The organism is Paraburkholderia sp. EG286B, assembly GCF_040965655.1.
Taxonomy (GTDB): domain Bacteria; phylum Pseudomonadota; class Gammaproteobacteria; order Burkholderiales; family Burkholderiaceae; genus Paraburkholderia.
Window position 1 is genome coordinate 216,508 of record NZ_JBFRCF010000014.1, and the last position, 19,740, is coordinate 236,247.

Consider the following 19,740-nt stretch of genomic DNA (forward strand, 5'->3'; position numbering starts at 1 on the left):
CGTGCAAAACGCGCCGGCCGTTTTTTATGACAATGAGGGTGAATGGCAGTGCGCATGCGTCAATCCTGTCGCGTGCGCACCGCCATCCAGACGGGGCGCGAAGCGCTGAGGAGACGCGAGATGAAGGCAGTCGAGATTACGGAATTCGGTGCGCCGGACGTGCTCAAGCTGGCCGAACGGCCAACTCCCGAGCCGAAGGCCGGCGAAGTGCTGATCAAGGTGAGCGCCTCGGGCGTGAACCGTCCCGACGTATTCCAGCGCAAGGGCTCGTATGCGCCGCCGCCGGGTATTTCCGATCTGCCGGGGCTCGAGGTGGCGGGCGAGATCGTCGGCGGCTCGATCGAAGAGAAGAACAATCCGTTTGGGCTGAAGATCGGCGATCGCGTGTGCGCGCTGATCGCGGGCGGCGGTTACGCCGAGTACGCGGTCGCGCCGCTCGGGCAATGCCTGCCGGTGCCGCAGGGGCTCACCGATGTCGAGGCGGCCTCGCTGCCCGAAACGTTCTTCACGGTCTGGAGCAACGTGTTCCAGCGCGCCTACCTCGGCCAGGGCGAGGGCGGCGAGAACGAGACGCTGCTCGTGCAGGGTGGCTCGAGCGGCATCGGCGTGACGGCGATCCAGATCGCGCATGCCCTTGGTTTCCGCGTGTTCGCCACCGCGGGCTCGGACGACAAGTGCCACGCCTGCGAGGCGCTCGGCGCCGACCGCGCCATCAACTACCGCAGCAGCGATTTCGTCGAGGTCGTGAAGGCGCTCACGAACGACCGCGGCGTGGACGTGATCCTCGACATGGTGGCCGGCGGCTATGTGGCGCGCGAGCTTTCCGCGCTGGCGACCGGTGGCCGCATCGTGCTCATCGCGACGCTCGGCGGCTCCAAGGCCGAACTCAACATGGGCGAGATCCTGCGCCGCCGCCTCACGGTGACCGGTTCGACGCTGCGCGCGCGTTCCGTCGAGTTCAAGGCCCAGATCGCTCAGGAGCTCAAGGCGAAGGTCTGGCCCCTCATAGAAGAGGGTCGCATCAAGCCGGTCGTGTTTCGCGTATTTCCCGCCGTGCAGGCCGCCGAAGCCCATGCGCTGATGGAAAGCAGCGAGCATATCGGCAAGATCATGCTCGACTGGAGCAGCGCGGCCTGACGGCGCATCGGCACGAGCGATCCGCTCGTGCTTGATTTTTCGGGATTTTTTTTCGCATGTTTTTGTGCATCCCGGGCGGGGCGGTTTGACCCGCCTGGTTTCCACGCAGTAAAATTATGTGTTTTGCGTCCGCTTTTAACAGCAACCGGAACAATGACGAAACAACGATCGAAGCTCGTAGTCGGTAACTGGAAGATGCATGGCCGCCTCGCGGCCAATGCGGCACTGCTAGAAGGCGTTGCGCGCGGCGCGCAGGCGCTGCCCCGGGATGTGCACGTGGGTGTGTGTGTGCCGTTCGCGTATCTCGCGCAGGCGCAGGCGCTGCTCGGCGGCAGCCGGGTTCAGTGGGGCGCGCAAGACATTTCGGCGCACGAGCAGGGCGCCTATACGGGCGAAGTCGCGGCAGGCATGGTTGCCGACTTCGAGGCCACGTTTGCGATCGTTGGTCACTCGGAGCGCCGCGCTTACCACGGCGAGAGCTCCGAATGCGTCGCTGTGAAGGCGCAGCGCGCGCTTGCGGCGGGTCTCACGCCGATCGTCTGCGTGGGTGAGACGCTCGAAGAACGCGAGTCGGGCGCGACCGAGCGCGTGGTCGGCTCTCAGATCGATGCCGTGCTGGCCGCGCTGTCGGCCGAAGAGGCGGCGCGTATCGTCGTCGCTTACGAGCCGGTCTGGGCGATCGGCACCGGCAAGAGCGCAAGCTCGGAGCAGGCTCAGCAGGTGCATGCGTTCCTGCGCGCGCGCCTCGCAGCCAAGGGCGCGCAAGTGGCGGACGTGCCGCTGCTCTACGGCGGCAGCGTGAAGCCGGAAAATGCGGCGGAGCTCTTCCGTCAGGCCGACATCGACGGCGGCCTGATCGGCGGTGCGTCGCTGAAAGAGGGTGATTTCCTCGCGATCTGCGTGGCCGCTGCTGCGGGCGCCAGCGTCGCGAGCTAAAGGCTTGCGCACGAAGCATTCGAACTAAAACGCGTCGTGCGGGCTGCTTATGCGTCTGCTCCGGGAGGGGCGGGCGTTCAACCAGGACTCAGGTGAGTGTGATGCTGTATTTGAAAACGTTGATTATCGTCGTCCAGCTTCTGTCGGCGCTCGGGGTGATCGGCCTCGTCTTGCTGCAGCACGGCAAAGGCGCGGACATGGGCGCCGCATTCGGCAGCGGCGCGTCGGGCAGCCTGTTCGGCGCGAGTGGTTCCGCGAACTTCCTTTCGCGCACTACCGCAGTTCTCGCAACGGTGTTTTTCTGCTCCACCCTTGCGTTAACTTACCTGGGGTCGTATCATGCGAAGCCTTCGGCGGGCGTGCTTGGCGCTTCGGTTCCAGCCCCGGTCGTAGCCTCGGCGCCGGCAGCTTCGGCGCCGGTTGCATCTGCTCCTGGCGCATCCGCTCCGGCGGCGGCTTCGCCGGCTGCAGCAGCCTCGCAACCTGGCAACGACGTGCCGAAATAAGATTGAAAAACTTGTTTTGTGCGTTGAACAACGAACGGAAACAAGTTAGAATCTAAGTCTTGAAGCGATTCGCGGGTTGCAAGATTTTGTTGTCCCGGATTGCATGTAGTGCCGACGTGGTGAAATTGGTAGACACGCTATCTTGAGGGGGTAGTGGCGAAAGCTGTGCGAGTTCGAGTCTCGCCGTCGGCACCAATGTTATCTAAAAAATGCCAGCCGCTTGCTTCAGCTTCGGCTGGCATTTTTGCTTCTTACGTCGTGTTCGTCTTCTGTTCGCAGCGCGAAGTACGTGAAGTGATTCCCGCGGAGCGATGCAAGTTCCAGCGGAACCTCAGAACCAACCGATATAGAGGATAGCCTTGAACCTCGCTGCCTATTTCCCCGTCCTTCTGTTCCTCCTCGTGGGTGTTGGTCTGGGCATAGCGCTAGTGACAATCGGCAAGGTCCTCGGTCCCAACCGGCCAGACAGCGAAAAGAATTCGCCGTACGAATGCGGCTTCGAAGCCTTCGAAGACGCCCGAATGAAGTTCGACGTACGCTACTACCTGGTCGCCATCCTTTTCATCATCTTCGACCTCGAAACGGCGTTCCTGTTTCCGTGGGGCGTGGCCCTGCGCGATATCGGCTGGCCGGGCTTCCTGTCGATGATGCTGTTTCTGCTCGAATTCCTGCTGGGCTTTGCCTACATCTGGAAGAAGGGTGGTCTCGACTGGGAATAATGGGTTAATCGCCGGATTGTATGGGCGGCACTGCGGGGAAACTGTGGGCTGTCCGTCTGGAGTGGAAAGCACATGAGTATCGAAGGGGTCTTGAAGGAAGGGTTTGTCACCACCACGGCTGACAAGCTGATCAACTGGACGCGCACTGGCTCGCTGTGGCCGATGACGTTCGGTCTGGCGTGTTGCGCGGTCGAGATGATGCACGCGGGCGCGGCCCGTTATGACCTTGACCGTTTCGGCGTGGTGTTCCGTCCGAGCCCGCGTCAGTCGGACGTCATGATCGTCGCCGGCACGCTCTGCAACAAGATGGCGCCGGCGCTGCGCAAGGTCTACGACCAGATGGCCGAGCCGCGCTGGGTCATTTCGATGGGGTCGTGCGCCAACGGCGGCGGCTACTACCACTATTCGTATTCGGTCGTGCGCGGTTGTGATCGCATCGTGCCGGTCGACGTCTATGTGCCGGGATGCCCGCCGACAGCGGAAGCCCTGGTCTACGGGGTGATCCAGTTGCAGGCGAAGATTCGCCGCACCAGCACCATCGCCCGTCAATAAAGGCCGCGAGCCTCCCCACAATATGGCAAGCAAACTCGAGACCCTGAAAGCGAACCTCGAAGCGGCCCTCGGCGCGCGCATCGTCAGCCTCACCGAGGCGCTCGGCGAGCTGACGCTGGTCGTCAAGGCGGGCGAGTCCCTCGCGGTGGCCAAGGAGCTGCGCGACAATCCCTCGCTGCGCTTCGAGCAACTGGTCGATCTGTGCGGCGTCGACTATCAGACCTTCGGTGACGGCGCCTGGGAAGGCCCGCGCTTCGCCGCGGTGTCGCATCTGCTGTCGCTCGCGAACAACTGGCGCGTGCGTCTGCGCGTGTTCGCGCCGGACGACGAAGTGCCGATCGTGCCCTCGCTCGTCGAGATCTGGAATTCGGCCAACTGGTACGAGCGCGAAGCGTTCGACCTGTTCGGCATCGTCTTCGAAGGCCACCCCGACCTGCGCCGCATCCTGACCGACTACGGTTTCATCGGCCATCCGTTCCGCAAGGACTTCCCGGTTTCGGGCTATGTCGAAATGCGTTACGACCCGGAGCAGAAGCGCGTGGTCTACCAGCCCGTCACGATCGAGCCGCGCGAGATCACGCCGCGTGTGATCCGCGAAGATCGCTACGGCGGTCTGAAGAAACACTAAGAGGGTCGCATGTCAGAGATCAAGAACTACACGCTCAACTTCGGTCCGCAGCACCCGGCAGCGCACGGTGTGCTGCGCCTCGTGCTCGAGCTCGACGGCGAAGTGATCCAGCGCGCCGATCCGCACATCGGCCTGCTGCATCGCGCGACCGAAAAGCTCGCCGAGAGCAAGACGTTCATTCAGTCGGTGCCGTACATGGACCGTCTCGACTACGTGTCGATGATGGTCAACGAGCACGGCTATGTGCTCGCCATCGAAAAGCTGCTCGGCATTGAAGTGCCGATCCGCGCGAAGTACATCCGCGTGCTGTTCGACGAAGTCACGCGCGTGCTGAACCACCTCATGTGGATCGGCTCGCACGCGCTCGACGTCGGCGCGATGGCGGTGTTCCTCTACGCGTTCCGCGAGCGCGAAGACCTGATGGACGTCTACGAGGCGGTCTCGGGTGCGCGCATGCACGCGGCTTACTACCGTCCGGGCGGCGTGTACCGCGATCTGCCTGACGCCATGCCGCAATACAAGGCGTCGAAGATTCACAACGAGAAGGCGCTCGCCCGCATGAACGAGGCGCGCCAGGGCTCGGTGCTGGACTTCATCGACGACTTCTTCACGCGCTTCCCAGGTTGCGTCGACGAGTACGAAACGTTGCTCACCGACAACCGTATCTGGAAGCAGCGTCTGGTCGGCATCGGCGTGGTGAGCCCCGAGCGCGCCATGCAGCTCGGCCTGACGGGCGCGATGCTGCGCGGTTCGGGCATCGAGTGGGACCTGCGCAAGAAGCAGCCGTACGAAGTCTATGACCAGATGGACTTCGACATTCCGGTGGGCGTGAACGGCGACTGCTACGACCGTTATCTCGTTCGCGTCGAAGAAATGCGCCAGTCCACTCGCATCGCGAAACAGTGCATTGAGTGGCTGCGCAAGAATCCCGGCCCCGTGATGATCGACAATCACAAGGTTGCGCCGCCTTCGCGCGTGAACATGAAGTCGAACATGGAAGAGCTGATTCACCACTTCAAGCTCTTCACGGAAGGCTTCCATGTGCCCGAAGGCGAGGCGTACGCTGCCGTCGAACATCCGAAGGGTGAATTCGGCATCTACCTGGTGTCAGATGGCGCGAACAAGCCGTATCGTCTGAAGATCCGTGCGCCGGGTTACGCCCACCTGTCCGCGCTCGATGAAATGGCGCGCGGCCACATGATTGCCGACGCGGTCACGATCATCGGCACGCAGGACATCGTGTTCGGTGAAATCGACCGCTAGGGCGGCGCGCAGTAAGGTACGCCCGGTCCCGGGCGCACGCAGCATGGAACGCCACGTCTGTCGCAGCGAATGTATGAGAACGCGCGGCAGGTTTTCGTTCGGTAGGAATTGAAAGAGTCGTGTCTGAAAATGATCTCAGCTGAAGGCCTGAAAGAAATCGATCGCGCGTTGACTAAGTACCCCGCCGATCAGCGACAGTCCGCCGTGATGGCGGCTTTGGCCGTTGCTCAGGAAGAGCATGGCTGGCTGTCTCCCGAAATCATGCAGTACGTGGCCGACTATATCGGCATGCCACCTGTCGCGGTCCAGGAAGTGGCCACGTTCTACACGATGTTCGAGACCACGCCGGTCGGCAAGCACAAGATCACGCTCTGCACGAATCTGCCGTGCCAGCTCGGCCCGGATGGCGGCTCGGAGAGCGCCGCCGAATACCTGAAGCAGAAGCTCGGAATCGACTTCGGCGAAACCACGCCCGACGGCAAGTTCACCTTGAAAGAAGGTGAGTGCATGGGCGCGTGCGGCGATGCACCGGTGATGCTCGTGAACAATCACCGCATGTGCAGCTTCATGAGCCGCGAGAAGATCGACCAGCTGCTCGAGGAGCTTTCGAAATGACTTCGTTGCACGACCGTCACATCAAACCGCTGATTCTCGCGGGCCTCAACGGCGAGAACTGGCATCTCGAAGACTACGTCGCGCGCGGCGGCTACAAGCAGCTGCGCCGTATTCTCGAAGAAAAGATTCCGCCCGAGCAGGTGATCGCCGACGTGAAGGCGAGCGGTCTGCGCGGCCGCGGCGGCGCGGGCTTCCCGACCGGCCTGAAGTGGAGCTTCATGCCGCGTCAGTTCCCGGGGCAGAAGTATCTCGTCTGCAACTCGGACGAGGGCGAGCCCGGCACGTTCAAGGACCGCGACATCCTGCGCTGGAATCCGCATAGCGTGATCGAAGGCATGGCCATCGGCGCGTACGCGATGGGCATCACCGTGGGCTACAACTACATCCACGGCGAGATTTTCGAGGTGTATCGCCGCTTCGAGGCTGCGCTGGAAGAGGCGCGCCAGGCGGGCTACCTCGGCGACAACATTCTCGGCACGGACTTCTCGTTCCAGCTGCACGCGCACCATGGCTATGGCGCGTACATCTGCGGCGAGGAAACCGCGCTGCTCGAGTCGCTCGAAGGCAAGAAGGGTCAGCCGCGCTTCAAGCCGCCTTTCCCGGCGAGCTTCGGCGTGTACGGCAAGCCCACCACGATCAACAACACCGAGACGTTCGCAGCCGTCCCGTTCCTGCTGAGCGTCGGTCCGCAGACGTACATGGAACTCGGCAAGCCGAACAACGGCGGCACGAAGATCTTCTCGATCTCGGGCGACGTGGAGCGTCCGGGCAACTACGAGATCCCGCTCGGCACTCCGTTCGCGAAGCTCATGGAGCTGGCCGGCGGCGTGCGCGGCGGCAAGAAGCTGAAGGCTGTGATTCCGGGCGGTTCGTCGGCGCCGGTCATTCCGGGCGACCTGATGATGCAGACCGACATGGACTATGACTCCATCGCCAAGCAGGGCTCGATGCTCGGCTCGGGCGCCGTCATCGTCATGGACGAAACGCGCTGCATGGTGCGCTCGCTGCTGCGTCTCTCGTACTTCTATTACGAAGAGTCGTGCGGCCAGTGCACGCCGTGCCGCGAAGGCACGGGCTGGCTGTATCGCGTGGTGAACCGCATCGAGCACGGCGAAGGCCGCCAGGAAGACCTGGACCTGCTGAACTCGGTGGCGGGCAACATCATGGGCCGCACGATCTGCGCGCTCGGCGACGCGGCGGCCATGCCGGTGCGCGGCATGCTCAAGCATTACTGGGACGAATTCGAATATCACGTGCACAACAAGCGTTGTCTCGTCGGCGGTCATGCCGGCTCGCACGCGGCCTCGGAAACGGTGGCCGCCTGACAGGCGAAGAGACAGCATGTTGTGCGCGAACCGCGTAGCACGACGCAACGGCGCAGTGACGGGGAATCCCGCTGTGAAATTGAGCGGTAACAGGTTAGGGACGATTAACCATCATGGTTGAACTTGAAATAGACGGCAAGAAGGTGCAGGTGCCCGAGGGCAGCATGGTGATCCAGGCTGCTCAGCGCGTGGACACGTACATCCCGCACTTCTGCTATCACAAGAAGCTCTCCATCGCGGCCAACTGCCGGATGTGTCTCGTCGATGTCGAGAAGATGCCGAAGGCCGTGCCCGCGTGCGCGACGCCGGTGTCGCAAGGCATGATCGTGCGCACCATGTCGGACAAGGCCGTGCAGGGTCAGCAAGCCGTGATGGAATTCCTGCTGATCAACCACCCGCTCGACTGCCCGATCTGCGATCAGGGCGGCGAATGCCAGCTTCAGGATCTGGCCGTCGGTTACGGCAAGTCCGCCTCGCGCTACAGCGAAGAAAAGCGCGTGGTGTTCCACAAGAACGTCGGTCCGCTCATCTCGATGGAAGAGATGTCGCGCTGCATCCACTGCACGCGCTGCGTGCGCTTCGGCGACGAAATCGCCGGCGTGATGGAGCTCGGCATGCTCGGCCGCGGCGAGCACTCGGAAATCACCTCGTTCGTCGGCAAGACGGTCGATTCGGAACTCTCGGGCAACATGATCGACCTGTGCCCGGTCGGCGCGCTCACGAGCAAGCCGTTCCGCTTCTCGGCGCGGACGTGGGAACTGTCGCGCCGCAAGTCGGTGAGCCCGCACGACGCAACGGGTGCGAACCTCGTCGTGCAGGTGAAGAACAACCGCGTGATGCGCGTGCTGCCGTTCGAGAACGAAGCCATCAACGAATGCTGGATCTCGGACAAGGACCGCTTCTCGTACGAAGGCCTGAACAGCGAAGACCGTCTCACGCGCCCGATGATCAAGCAGGGCGGCGAGTGGATCGAGACCGACTGGCAGACCGCGCTCGAATACGTCGTGAAGGGCATCAAGGGCATTTGCGACGAGCATGGCGAGAACCAGCTCGCGCTGCTCGCGAGCCCGCACAGCACGCTCGAAGAACTCTATCTCGCGAAGCAGTTCGCGGACGCGATCGGCACGCCGAACGTCGACTTCCGTCTGCGCCAGAGCGACTTCTCGGCGCCGCTCGAAGGCGCGCCGTGGCTCGGCACGAAGATCGCCGAACTCTCGTATGCCGATTCGGCATTCGTGATCGGCTCGTTCCTGCGCCGCGACCACGCGCTGTTCGCCGCGCGTCTGCGCCAGGCCGCGAAGGGCGGCGCACAGGTCAGCTTCCTGCAGGCCACCGCTGACGGCTCGCTGATCCCGAACGCACAGCGCATCGTTGCCGCGCCTTCGGCATGGCTCGACGAACTCGCTTCGATCGCGGCGGCTGTCGCGGAAGCGAAGGGTGTCGCGGTGCCGGAAGGCTTCGCAGGCGCACAGGCCACGGAAGCCGCGAAGCAGGTCGCCGCGTCGCTGGCGAACGGCGAACGCCGCTACGTGCTGCTCGGCAACGCCGCGGTCCAGCATCCGGAGTTCTCGCGCCTGCACGCCGCCGCGCAGTTCATCGCCGAAACGACGGGCGCGACGCTTGGCTTCCTCACGGAAGCGGCCAACACGGTCGGCGCGCATATCGCCGGCGCACTGCCGGGCCGCGACGGCCTGAACGCACGCGAAGCGTTCGAGCAGCCGCGCAAGGGCTATCTGCTCTTCAACGTCGAGCCGGAATTCGATACGGCCAACCCGGCCGCCGCGCGCGCCGCGCTCGCGCAGGCCGAAATGGTCGCCGTGTTTTCGCCGTACAAGACGGGACTCGACTACGCGGACGTGCTGCTGCCCATCGCGCCGTACACGGAAACGTCGGGCACCTTCATCAACGCCGAAGGGACGTCCCAGACCTTCAACGGCGTCGTGCGCCCGCTCGGCGACACGCGTCCGGCATGGAAGGTCTTGCGCGTGCTCGGCACGCTGCTGGGCGCCAAGGGTTTCGAATACGACACCGCCGAAGAAGTGCGCCGCAAGGCGATGGGCGACGGCAGCTTCGAAGGCCGTCTGTCGAACAAGGCCGGCGCTGCGGTTGCGCGCGGCAGCCTCGCGAAGGCCGCGGAAGGCCGCTTCGAACGTATCGCCGACGTGCCGATCTACCACGCCGATCAAATCGTGCGCCGCGGCGAGGCGCTGCAGCTCACCATGGCTGCCCGCGTGGCGAACGCGATCGGTCTGCCGGCGGCATACTTCGACCAGCTCGGCCTGAAGGAAGGCGACGCCGTGCGCGTGCGCCAGGGCGATCTGTCGGTGACGGCGCCTGCGACGCGCGATGCGAATCTTGCGCCGACGGTGGTGCGCGTGTCGGCGGCGACGCCGGCCGGTGCGCAACTCGGCAGCCTGTTCGGTGAACTGCTGGTGGAGAAGGCGTAAATGAGCTTGTTCGATACGATCAATGCAGGCGGCAGCCAGTTGCTCGGCGTGGCATGGCCCACCGTCTGGGCGCTGGTGCGCATTCTCGTCGTCGCGGTGGTGATCCTGCTGTGCGTGGCGTACCTGATCCTCTGGGAGCGCAAGCTGATCGGCTGGATGCACGTGCGTCTCGGCCCGAACCGCGTGGGCCCCGCAGGTCTGTTGCAGCCGATCGCCGACGTGCTGAAGCTGCTGCTCAAGGAAGTGATTCAGCCCGCGCAGGCGAGCCGCTGGATCTACATGGTCGCGCCGATCATGGTGGTGGTGCCGGCCTTCGCGGTCTGGGCGGTGATTCCGTTCCAGGCGGGCGCGGTGCTCGGCGACATCAACGCGGGCCTGCTCTACGCGATGGCGATCTCGTCGATCGGCGTGTACGGCGTGATCCTGGCGGGCTGGGCGTCGAACTCGAAGTACGCGTTCCTCGGCGCCATGCGCGCCGCGGCGCAGATGGTTTCGTACGAAATTTCGATGGGCTTCGCGCTCGTCGTCGTGCTGATGGTGTCGGGCAGCCTGAACCTCTCGGTGATCGTCGAAGGCCAGATGCGCGGCATGTTCGCGAACTGGGGCATCACGTTCCTCTCGTGGAACTGGCTGCCGCTGCTGCCGATGTTCGTCGTCTACTTCATCTCGGGCATTGCCGAAACGAACCGTCACCCGTTCGACGTGGTGGAAGGGGAGTCGGAAATCGTCGCGGGTCACATGATCGATTACTCGGGTATGGCGTTCGCGCTGTTCTTCCTCGCCGAGTACATCAACATGATCGTGATCTCGGCACTCGCCTCGGTGCTGTTCCTCGGCGGCTGGAGCGCCCCGTTCGCGTTCCTCGACTTCATTCCGGGCGTGTTCTGGCTGGTGCTGAAGGTCTTCTGCCTGTTGTCGGTCTTCATCTGGGCCCGCGCGACGTTCCCGCGCTATCGCTATGACCAGATCATGCGTCTCGGCTGGAAGGTGTTCATTCCGGTGTGCATCGTGTGGCTGATCGTGGTCGGCTTCTGGTACATGTCGCCGTTGAGCATCTGGAAATAAGGGGCGAACACAACCATGAACGCTATCCAAAACTTCTTCAAGACGTTTTTCCTGACCGAGCTGCTCAAGGGGCTCGCGCTGACGGGGCGTTACGCCTTCAAGCGCAAGTTCACCGTGCAGTTCCCGGAAGAAAAGACGCCTATGTCCCCGCGTTTTCGAGGCTTGCATGCGCTGCGCCGCTATGAAAATGGCGAAGAGCGCTGCATCGCGTGCAAGCTGTGCGAGGCCGTGTGCCCCGCGCTCGCGATCACGATCGAATCGGAAGTGCGCGAGGACAACACGCGCCGCACGACGCGTTACGACATCGACCTGACCAAGTGCATCTTCTGCGGTTTCTGCGAAGAAAGCTGCCCGGTCGACTCGATCGTCGAAACGCACATTCTCGAGTATCACGGCGAGAAGCGCGGCGATCTGTATTTCACGAAGGATATGCTGCTGGCCGTTGGCGATCGCTATGAAGCGCAGATCGCGGCGAACAAGGCAGCGGATGCACCGTACCGTTGATCTTTCAGTTTGACGCTGCATCGGCCCGCGGTTCGGGCCGGCTGTGGGGAACGCGTGTGCCGAACGCCCGCGCGATACCGCAGCCTGACCGCCGCGGCGCGACGCCCCCTGGTCTGGCCGCCAGTCTGCGCCGCGCAATCCGCCTCACGAAGGCCTCAACGATGAACCAGTAATCATGGAATTCACGACCGTCCTGTTCTACATCTTCGCGCTGCTGCTCACGCTGTCAGGGCTGAAGGTGATCACTTCGCGCAATCCTGTCGCGTCTGCGCTCTTCCTCGTGCTCGCGTTCTTCAACGCGGCCGCGATCTGGATGCTGCTCGAGGCCGAATTCCTCGCGATCCTGCTGGTGCTCGTCTACGTGGGCGCGGTGATGGTGCTGTTCCTGTTCGTGGTGATGATGCTGGACATCAACATCGACGTGCTGAGCCGCGACTTCAAGCGCTTCATCCCGGTGGCGACCATCGTGGGCGCGATCATCGTGGTCGAAACCGCGCTGATCCTGTGGCACGGCTTCGGCGCGACGAGCACGCCGGTGCCCGACACCACGCCGGCTGCCGCCGCCGCGATCTCGAACGCACACCTGATCGGCAAGATCATCTACACCGACTACATCTTCGCCTTCGAAGTCGCCGGCCTCGTGCTGCTGGTGGCGATCGTCGCGGCCATCGCGCTCACGGTGCGCGAGCCGAAGGACTCGAAGCGCCAGGACGTGTCGAAGCAGGTCAACGTGCGTCGCCAGGACCGCGTGCGCCTCGTGAAGATGCAGGCCGTCGTGGAAGTGCCGGAGCCGGCGGAACCGGCGCAAGCCGAAGCCGGGGCTGCGCCTGCGGCGGGTGCCGCGCCGGCCGCACCGGCAACGAAGAGCTAAGCGCGAAGGAGCGAACCATGCTGACACTGGCCCATTACCTCGTCCTCGGCGCGATCCTTTTTGCGATCTCGATCGTCGGAATCTTTTTGAATCGGCGCAACGTCATCATCATCCTGATGGCGATTGAGCTGATGCTGTTAGCGGTGAACACGAACTTCGTCGCGTTCTCGCATTACCTCGGTGACGTTCACGGACAGATTTTCGTGTTCTTCGTGCTTACAGTTGCGGCGGCGGAAGCTGCAATTGGTCTGGCTATTCTTGTGACCCTGTTCCGCAGCCTCGACACGATCAATGTCGAGGATCTCGATCAGCTCAAAGGCTAAGGCAGGCTGACTTTATGGCAACGACTCTCAACGAAACTCTTCTGCTGGCGATCCCGCTGGCTCCTCTCGCCGGTTCTCTGATTGCCGGTCTCTTTTGCAGAACGATCGGGCGCGCGGGCGCGCATACGGTGACCATTCTTGGCGTCGCGATTGCGTTCGTGCTTTCGCTCATCACGTTCTTTGACGTGATGGGCGGCGCGAGCTTCAACGCGACGGTCTACGAATGGATGTCGGTTGGCAGCCTGAAGTTCGAAGTCGGCTTCCTCATCGACTCGCTGACTGCGCTCATGATGGTCGTCGTGACCTTCGTGTCCCTGATGGTGCACATCTACACGATCGGTTACATGGCGGAAGAAGAGGGCTACGAGCGCTTCTTCTCGTACATCGCGCTCTTCACGTTCTCGATGCTGATGCTCGTGATGAGCAACAACTTCCTGCAGCTGTTCTTCGGCTGGGAAGCGGTGGGTCTCGTCTCGTACCTGCTGATCGGCTTCTACTTCAAGCGTGAAAGCGCCATCTACGCGAACATGAAGGCGTTCCTCGTGAACCGCGTGGGCGACTTCGGCTTCCTGCTCGGTATTGGCCTGTTGCTCGCGTTCGGCGGCTCGCTGAACTACAACGACATCTTCGCGAAGGGTCATGAAATCGCCGCGCTGACGTTCCCGGGCACCTCGTGGAACCTGCTCACCGTTGCGTGTATCTGCCTGTTCATCGGCGCAATGGGCAAGTCGGCCCAGTTCCCGCTGCACGTCTGGCTTCCGGACTCGATGGAAGGCCCGACGCCGATCTCCGCGCTGATTCACGCGGCAACCATGGTGACGGCCGGTATCTTCATGGTCGCGCGCATGTCGCCGCTGTTCGAACTGTCGGAAGCCGCGCTGTCGTTCATCGTCGTGATCGGCGCCATTACCGCGCTCTTCATGGGCTTCCTCGGGGTGGTCCAGAACGACATCAAGCGTGTGGTGGCTTACTCCACGCTCTCGCAGCTCGGCTACATGACGGTGGCGCTCGGCGTCTCGGCTTACCCGGTCGCGATCTTCCACCTGATGACGCACGCGTTCTTCAAGGCGCTGCTGTTCCTCGGCGCGGGCTCGGTCATCATCGGCATGCACCACGATCAGGACATGCGCAACATGGGCGGCCTGCGCAAGTACATGCCCATCACGTGGATCACCTCGCTCGTCGGTTCGCTCGCGCTGATCGGTACGCCGTTCTTCTCGGGCTTCTACTCGAAGGATTCGATCATCGACGCCGTGAAGCTCTCGCACCTGCCGGGTTCGGGCTTCGCGTACTTCGCGGTCGTGGCAAGCGTGTTCGTCACGGCGCTGTACTCGTTCCGTATGTACTTCCTCGTGTTCCACGGTGAAGAGCGCTTCCGCGGTCCGAAGCATCCGGAATCGCCGATGGCGATCGAAGCTGCCAATGCTGCCCACAGCGGTCACGGCGATCATGGCCACGGTCACGACGAACACCACGTGCACGTGCCGCACGAGTCGCCGTGGGTCATCTGGGTGCCGCTCGTTCTGCTCGCGATCCCCTCGGTGATCGCCGGTGCGTTCGCGATCCAGCCGCTGCTCTTCGGTGACTTCTTCTCGCATGGCGTGGCGTTCCAGAACGTCATCTTCGTCGGCGAGAACCACGAAGCGCTCGCGGAGATGGGCAAGGAATTCCAGGGCTGGGCCGCGATGGGCGCGCATGCGTTCTCGGGTCTGCCGGTGTGGCTCGCACTCGCGGGTGTGGTGGTGGCGTGGTTCTTCTACATGAAGCGCCCGGAACTGCCGGCCGTCGTGTCGCGCACTTTCTCGCCGGTCTACAAGCTGCTGGCAAACGCGTATTACCTCGACAAGATCAACGAAATTGTCTTCGCTCGCGGAGCAGTCGCGATCGGTCGCGGTCTGTGGAAGGAGGGCGATGTCGTCGTGATCGACGGCGTCGTAAACGGGAGCGCCAAGTTTATCGGCTGGTTTGCAACTGTCATTCGTTTCCTGCAATCCGGCTATATCTACCACTACGCATTTGCCATGATCATCGGCATGCTTGGCCTCCTTACCCTGTTTGTAACGCTCGGCGGCAAATAAGGCAAAATAAGGCGAGGAAACGCATGCACGCAACTCCGATTCTCAGTATTGCGATATGGATGCCGATCGTATTCGGCGTCATCGTTCTTGTAGTGGGTTCCCGTCGGAACCCGAGTGCGGACCGCTGGCTCGCACTCATCGGTTCGGTGCTTAGTTTCCTCGTCACCCTTCCGCTCGTTGCGGGCTTCGATACGAGCACGGCTTCCCTGCAGTTCGAGGAAAAGTCGGTCTGGATCGAGCGGTTCAATATTGCGTATCACCTGGGCGTCGACGGTATCGCGCTGTGGTTCGTCGTGCTGACGGCGCTCATCACCGTGATCGTCGTGATCGCGGGCTGGCAGGTCATCACGAAGAACGTCGCGCAGTATTACGCGTCGTTCCTCATCCTGTCGGGCATCATGATCGGCGTTTTCTGCGCCGCCGACGGTCTGCTGTTCTACGTGTTCTTCGAAGCCACGCTCATTCCGATGTACATCATCATCGGCGTGTGGGGCGGCCCGAACCGCGTGTACGCAGCGTTCAAGTTCTTTCTCTATACGCTGGCCGGCTCGCTGCTCATGCTGGTCGCGTTGCTGTACCTGTACCGCATTACCGGGACCTTCGACCTCGCCACCTGGCAGGCCGCGAAGATCGCCATGACGCCGCAGATCCTGCTGTTCATCGCGTTCTTCTTCGCGTTCGCCGTCAAGGTGCCGATGTGGCCGGTCCACACGTGGTTGCCGGACGCGCACGTCGAAGCGCCCACGGGCGGCTCGGTCGTGCTGGCCGCGATCATGCTCAAGCTCGGCGCGTACGGTTTCCTGCGTTTCTCGCTGCCGGTCACGCCGGACGCGAGCCACTACCTGGCGCCGGTCATCATCACGCTGTCGCTGATCGCCGTGATCTACATCGGCCTCGTGGCGATGGTGCAGGCGGACATGAAGAAGCTGGTCGCGTACTCGTCGATTGCCCATATGGGCTTCGTCACGCTCGGCTTCTTTATGTTCGGCGAATCGAGCCAGCTCGCGATGGAAGGCGGGATCATCCAGATGATCTCGCACGGTTTCGTCTCGGGCGCCATGTTCCTGTGCATCGGCGTGCTGTATGACCGCATGCACACACGCGATATCGCGGATTACGGCGGTGTGGTCAACACCATGCCGAAGTTCGCGGCGCTGGCCATGCTGTTCGCGATGGCCAACTGCGGCCTGCCGGGCACCTCGGGATTCGTCGGCGAATTCATGGTGATTCTGGCGGCAGTGAAGTTCAACTTCTGGATCGCATTCGGGGCAGCGTTCACGCTGATCCTGGGCGCGGCCTATACGTTGTGGATGTACAAGCGGGTGTACTTCGGCGCCGTTGCGAACGACCATGTTCGCGAGCTGAAGGACATCAACGGTCGCGAATACTTCATCCTTGGGGTGCTCGCACTGTTTACGCTTTTCATGGGCGTCTACCCGAAGCCCTTTACCGATGTGATGCACGTTTCCGTGGAAAACCTCCTCTCCCACGTCGCAGTGTCGAAACTGCCGCTGTCACAGTAATACCCGAGCGGAGGAACAAAAGATCATGCCAAACGCCCCTATGTACGCTCTGCTGCCCGACGGCCTGGTGATGACCGGCCTCGTCGTCGCGTGGCTCAACGACACGTTCACCGGTCCTGAAGGCCGGCGCACGACCTACTTCATCGCGCTGCTGACCACGGTCATAGCCGGTATCTGGTTCGCGGTGGACGCGTTCGATCCGCACGTGTACTACTACTTCACGCGCATGTACGTGGTCGATCCGTTCGCGAGCGCCATGAAGGCAGTGGTCACGCTCGGCTACGCCGTGTCGATCGTGTACTCGCGCAAGTACCTCGAAGACCGTGACATGTTCCGGGGCGAGTTCTTCCTGCTTGGCCTGTTCTCGCTGCTCGGACAGCTCACGATGATCTCGGGCAACAACTTCCTCACGCTGTACCTCGGCCTCGAGCTGATGTCGCTCTCGCTCTACGCGGTCATCGCACTGCGTCGTAACGCGGCGCAGTCGAACGAAGCGGCCATGAAGTACTACGTGCTGGGTGCGCTCGCTTCGGGCTTCCTGCTCTACGGCATCTCGATGCTGTATGGCGCGACCGGCTCGCTCGAGCTGAACGAAGTGTTCAAGGCCGTGGCTTCGGGCCATATCAACGATATCGTCCTGCTGTTCGGCGTGGTGTTCATCGTCGCCGGCGTGGCGTTCAAGATGGGCGCGGTGCCGTTCCATATGTGGGTGCCCGACGTCTATCAAGGCGCGCCTACGGCCATGACGCTGCTTACCGGCGGCGGCCCGAAGGTCGCGGCATTCGCCTGGGCCGTGCGCTTCCTCGTGATGGGCCTGCTGCCGCTGGCCGTCGACTGGCAGGAGATGTTGATCATCCTCGCGGCACTCTCGATGATCGTCGGCAACATCACGGGTATCGTCCAGCGCAACATCAAGCGCATGCTCGCGTACTCGGCCATTTCGAACATGGGCTTCGTGCTGCTCGGCCTGCTCGCCGGCATCGTCGACAACAAGGCGACGGGCGCGGCCAGCGCATACAGCTCGGCCATGTTCTACAGCATCGTCTATCTGATCACGACGCTCGGCGCGTTCGGCATCGTCATGCTGCTGTCCCGCCGCGATTTCGAAGCGGAGACGATCGACGACTTCAAGGGCCTGAACCAGCGGAACCCGGTGTTCGCGTTCGTCATGATGCTCATGATGTTCTCGCTCGCCGGCATTCCGCCGACCGTCGGCTTCTACGCGAAGCTCGCCGTGCTCGAAGCGACCATGAACGCGGGCCTCACGTGGCTTGCCGTGCTCGCCGTGGTCACGTCGCTGTTCGGCGCGTTCTACTACCTGCGTATCGTCAAGCTGATGTACTTCGACGCACCGCAGGACGAAGCACCGATCGAGAGCCACGCATGCAACCGCGCGCTGCTCACGCTCAACGGCGTGGCAGTGCTCGTGCTGGGCATCATTCCTGGCCCGCTGATGTCGATCTGCCTGCAGGCTGTCACGCATACGCTGCCGCTCTGATGTCGGCAGCGGGCTGGTTCATCGTGCTGTTGGCGCTCGCGGGCGCCAACCTGCCGTTTCTCAACCAGCGATTGTTCGGCGTTGTGCCGCTTCGCGCACCCAAGAAGAGTGCGTGGATTCGCATCGCTGAAATGATCGTGCTGTATTTTGTGGTCGGTACGTTCGGCTTCCTGCTGGAGGCGCGCGCCGGCAATCGTTTTGACCAGGGCTGGCAGTTTTACGCGATCACCTTCAGTCTGTTTGTCGTGTTCGCGTTCCCCGGCTTCACCTGGCAATATCTCGTCAAACGCCGCCCGGCGTGACGCGCGTCGCCGGCCTGTGGCCGGCACGCGCTGTGCGACCCGCAGTCTGGCCCGCAGTTCGGCCGATTCCACTTCAAGCGGCGCGCCCGCGGCTTCCCGATTTTTTGAGCACCCACGAGGCTGACTATGGCTGAACATCATCAACACGACCCGGCGCTCGCCGAGACGTGCGTGGAAAGCACGACGCTCTACGCCGGCAATTTCCTCACCCTGAAGCGCGACACCGTTGCGCTGCCGGACGGCAAGCACGCCACGCGCGAGTTCGTTCAGCATCCCGGCGCGGTGATGGTCATCCCGCTGTTCGACGACGGCCGCGTGCTGATGGAGCGCCAGTACCGCTATCCGCTCTCGCGCGTGATGACCGAGTTCCCGGCTGGCAAGCTCGATCCGCAGGAGGGCGCGCTCGCCTGCGCGATCCGCGAACTGAAGGAAGAGACTGGCTATACGGCACGCGAGTATGTCTATCTCGCACAGATCCATCCCGTGATCTCGTATTCGACCGAGTTCATCGACATTTACCTCGCACGCGGGTTGACCGCAGGCGCGGCGCAGCTCGACGACGGCGAGTTTCTCGAAACCTTCACGGCGACGGTTCCCGAACTGCTCGAATGGGTGCGCACAGGCAAGATCACCGACGTGAAGACGATCGTCGGCACGTTCTGGCTCGAAAAGGCGCTGTCGGGCGCGTGGCCGCTCGCGAAGGCAGAGCAGGGCTGAGACGCGCTACGCGGCGCGGCGAATTCCCGATCGACGGCGGCCCTTGTGGCCGCCGTTGTCGCTTTTACGCGCACCCGCAGCAGGATACGCCTCGAAGCAGCTTCAGCGCGCCCGCCCGAGCGGCGCTACAATCGAACCCCCAGGAAAGTCCCCGGTGGCTGGCCGCAGGAATTTTTTCGAACGGTCGTTCACAAATTTACGATTTGCGCTAAACTCATCGCAAGCCTCGATTCCCCATGAAGGTCCTCGATTTACAGTGTCCAGACGGCCATCGGTTTGAAGGCTGGTTCGCATCGGTTGACGACTTCGAGTCGCAACTGTCCCGCAAGCTGGTCGAATGTCCGATGTGCGGTGCCACCCATGTGACCCGTTTGCCGTCCGCGCCCCGGCTGAACCTGTCCGGCGCGAGCGAAACGCCGAAAGCGTCGCCGCACGAGCAGGCGGCGCAATGGCAGGCGCATGCGATGCGTGTCATTCGCGAGGTCCTCGAGAAGACGGAGAACGTAGGCGACCGTTTCGCCGAGGAGGCGCGGCGCATTCACTACAACGAAGCGCCGTCGCGCAACATCCGTGGAGTCGCTTCTGCGGACGATGCGCAAGCTCTCGTCGAAGAAGGCATCGATGTGATGCCGCTGCCGGTTCCGGCCGCGTTGAAGGGTCCGCTGCAATAACGCCTTGCGGGTCTTCGCCGCGGCGCGGGCAACGCCCCGCACCGGCCGCGGCCAGGAGAC

The 19,740-nt window shown here is 62.8% G+C and carries 20 protein-coding genes and 1 tRNA gene; all 21 read left to right on the forward strand.

Translation table 11 applies throughout. The annotated features are described in order from the left end of the window. Window positions 1-120 precede the first annotated feature (120 nt). On the forward strand, window positions 121-1,137 hold the full coding sequence (locus tag AB4Y42_RS28405; RefSeq protein WP_368696005.1) for an NAD(P)H-quinone oxidoreductase: 1,017 nt from the start codon (window positions 121-123) through the stop codon (window positions 1,135-1,137). Window positions 1,138-1,290: 153 nt separating this feature from the next. Further along, window positions 1,291-2,073, forward strand: a complete 783-nt coding sequence (gene tpiA / locus AB4Y42_RS28410; protein WP_368695990.1) for a triose-phosphate isomerase — start codon at window positions 1,291-1,293, stop codon at window positions 2,071-2,073. Between the two features lie 101 nt (window positions 2,074-2,174). Continuing rightward, window positions 2,175-2,579 carry a preprotein translocase subunit SecG gene (gene secG / locus AB4Y42_RS28415; RefSeq protein WP_133182086.1) on the forward strand — a complete coding sequence of 135 codons (405 nt, stop codon included), beginning with the start codon at window positions 2,175-2,177 and terminating at the stop codon, window positions 2,577-2,579. A 110-nt stretch (window positions 2,580-2,689) separates the two neighbouring features. Then, a tRNA-Leu gene (locus AB4Y42_RS28420) sits at window positions 2,690-2,774 on the forward strand. 164 nt (window positions 2,775-2,938) lie between these two features. Further along, window positions 2,939-3,298, forward strand: coding sequence for an NADH-quinone oxidoreductase subunit A (locus tag AB4Y42_RS28425; RefSeq protein WP_028205678.1), 360 nt, complete (start codon window positions 2,939-2,941; stop codon window positions 3,296-3,298). A gap of 72 nt (window positions 3,299-3,370) precedes the next feature. Further along, window positions 3,371-3,850, forward strand: coding sequence for an NADH-quinone oxidoreductase subunit B family protein (locus AB4Y42_RS28430; protein WP_027819582.1), 480 nt, complete (start codon window positions 3,371-3,373; stop codon window positions 3,848-3,850). 22 nt (window positions 3,851-3,872) lie between these two features. Next, the gene (locus AB4Y42_RS28435) at window positions 3,873-4,478 is read left to right on the forward strand and encodes an NADH-quinone oxidoreductase subunit C (RefSeq protein WP_069265281.1); all 606 of its coding nucleotides are present in this window, start codon (window positions 3,873-3,875) and stop codon (window positions 4,476-4,478) included. Between the two features lie 9 nt (window positions 4,479-4,487). Beyond that, on the forward strand, window positions 4,488-5,741 hold the full coding sequence (locus tag AB4Y42_RS28440) for an NADH-quinone oxidoreductase subunit D (RefSeq protein ID WP_133182092.1): 1,254 nt from the start codon (window positions 4,488-4,490) through the stop codon (window positions 5,739-5,741). Window positions 5,742-5,870: 129 nt separating this feature from the next. Beyond that, entirely contained in the window at window positions 5,871-6,356 is a 486-nt protein-coding gene (gene nuoE / locus AB4Y42_RS28445) for an NADH-quinone oxidoreductase subunit NuoE (protein ID WP_368690840.1), read from the forward strand. Further along, entirely contained in the window at window positions 6,353-7,681 is a 1,329-nt protein-coding gene (gene nuoF / locus AB4Y42_RS28450; RefSeq protein ID WP_266230547.1) for an NADH-quinone oxidoreductase subunit NuoF, read from the forward strand. Before nuoE ends, nuoF begins: the two co-directional genes overlap by 4 nt. A gap of 113 nt (window positions 7,682-7,794) precedes the next feature. After that, window positions 7,795-10,128 carry an NADH-quinone oxidoreductase subunit NuoG gene (gene nuoG / locus AB4Y42_RS28455; RefSeq protein WP_368690839.1) on the forward strand — a complete coding sequence of 778 codons (2,334 nt, stop codon included), beginning with the start codon at window positions 7,795-7,797 and terminating at the stop codon, window positions 10,126-10,128. Further along, window positions 10,129-11,193 (forward strand): NADH-quinone oxidoreductase subunit NuoH, encoded by a 1,065-nt coding sequence (gene nuoH, locus AB4Y42_RS28460; RefSeq protein ID WP_042271744.1) that lies wholly within the window; start codon window positions 10,129-10,131, stop codon window positions 11,191-11,193. It begins immediately after the preceding gene. Window positions 11,194-11,208: 15 nt separating this feature from the next. Further along, window positions 11,209-11,697: an NADH-quinone oxidoreductase subunit NuoI gene (nuoI, locus tag AB4Y42_RS28465; protein WP_254357569.1), complete on the forward strand. Its 489-nt coding sequence runs from the start codon at window positions 11,209-11,211 to the stop codon at window positions 11,695-11,697. 175 nt (window positions 11,698-11,872) lie between these two features. Further along, window positions 11,873-12,568, forward strand: a complete 696-nt coding sequence (locus AB4Y42_RS28470; RefSeq protein ID WP_342921050.1) for an NADH-quinone oxidoreductase subunit J — start codon at window positions 11,873-11,875, stop codon at window positions 12,566-12,568. 17 nt (window positions 12,569-12,585) lie between these two features. Further along, window positions 12,586-12,891: an NADH-quinone oxidoreductase subunit NuoK gene (gene nuoK, locus AB4Y42_RS28475; protein ID WP_006052894.1), complete on the forward strand. Its 306-nt coding sequence runs from the start codon at window positions 12,586-12,588 to the stop codon at window positions 12,889-12,891. A 14-nt stretch (window positions 12,892-12,905) separates the two neighbouring features. Then, entirely contained in the window at window positions 12,906-14,969 is a 2,064-nt protein-coding gene (nuoL, locus tag AB4Y42_RS28480; protein WP_368690838.1) for an NADH-quinone oxidoreductase subunit L, read from the forward strand. Window positions 14,970-14,992: 23 nt separating this feature from the next. Continuing rightward, a complete protein-coding gene (locus AB4Y42_RS28485; RefSeq protein ID WP_368690837.1) occupies window positions 14,993-16,492 on the forward strand; it encodes an NADH-quinone oxidoreductase subunit M in 1,500 nt (499 codons plus the stop codon). Window positions 16,493-16,517: 25 nt separating this feature from the next. Continuing rightward, the gene (gene nuoN, locus AB4Y42_RS28490; protein ID WP_368690836.1) at window positions 16,518-17,990 is read left to right on the forward strand and encodes an NADH-quinone oxidoreductase subunit NuoN; all 1,473 of its coding nucleotides are present in this window, start codon (window positions 16,518-16,520) and stop codon (window positions 17,988-17,990) included. Next, on the forward strand, window positions 17,990-18,292 hold the full coding sequence (locus AB4Y42_RS28495) for a DUF2818 family protein (RefSeq protein ID WP_028205666.1): 303 nt from the start codon (window positions 17,990-17,992) through the stop codon (window positions 18,290-18,292). Before nuoN ends, AB4Y42_RS28495 begins: the two co-directional genes overlap by 1 nt. A gap of 126 nt (window positions 18,293-18,418) precedes the next feature. Beyond that, window positions 18,419-19,009 carry an NUDIX domain-containing protein gene (locus AB4Y42_RS28500; protein WP_028205665.1) on the forward strand — a complete coding sequence of 197 codons (591 nt, stop codon included), beginning with the start codon at window positions 18,419-18,421 and terminating at the stop codon, window positions 19,007-19,009. Window positions 19,010-19,245: 236 nt separating this feature from the next. Beyond that, entirely contained in the window at window positions 19,246-19,680 is a 435-nt protein-coding gene (locus tag AB4Y42_RS28505) for a DUF1178 family protein (RefSeq protein WP_028205664.1), read from the forward strand. Window positions 19,681-19,740 lie beyond the last annotated feature (60 nt).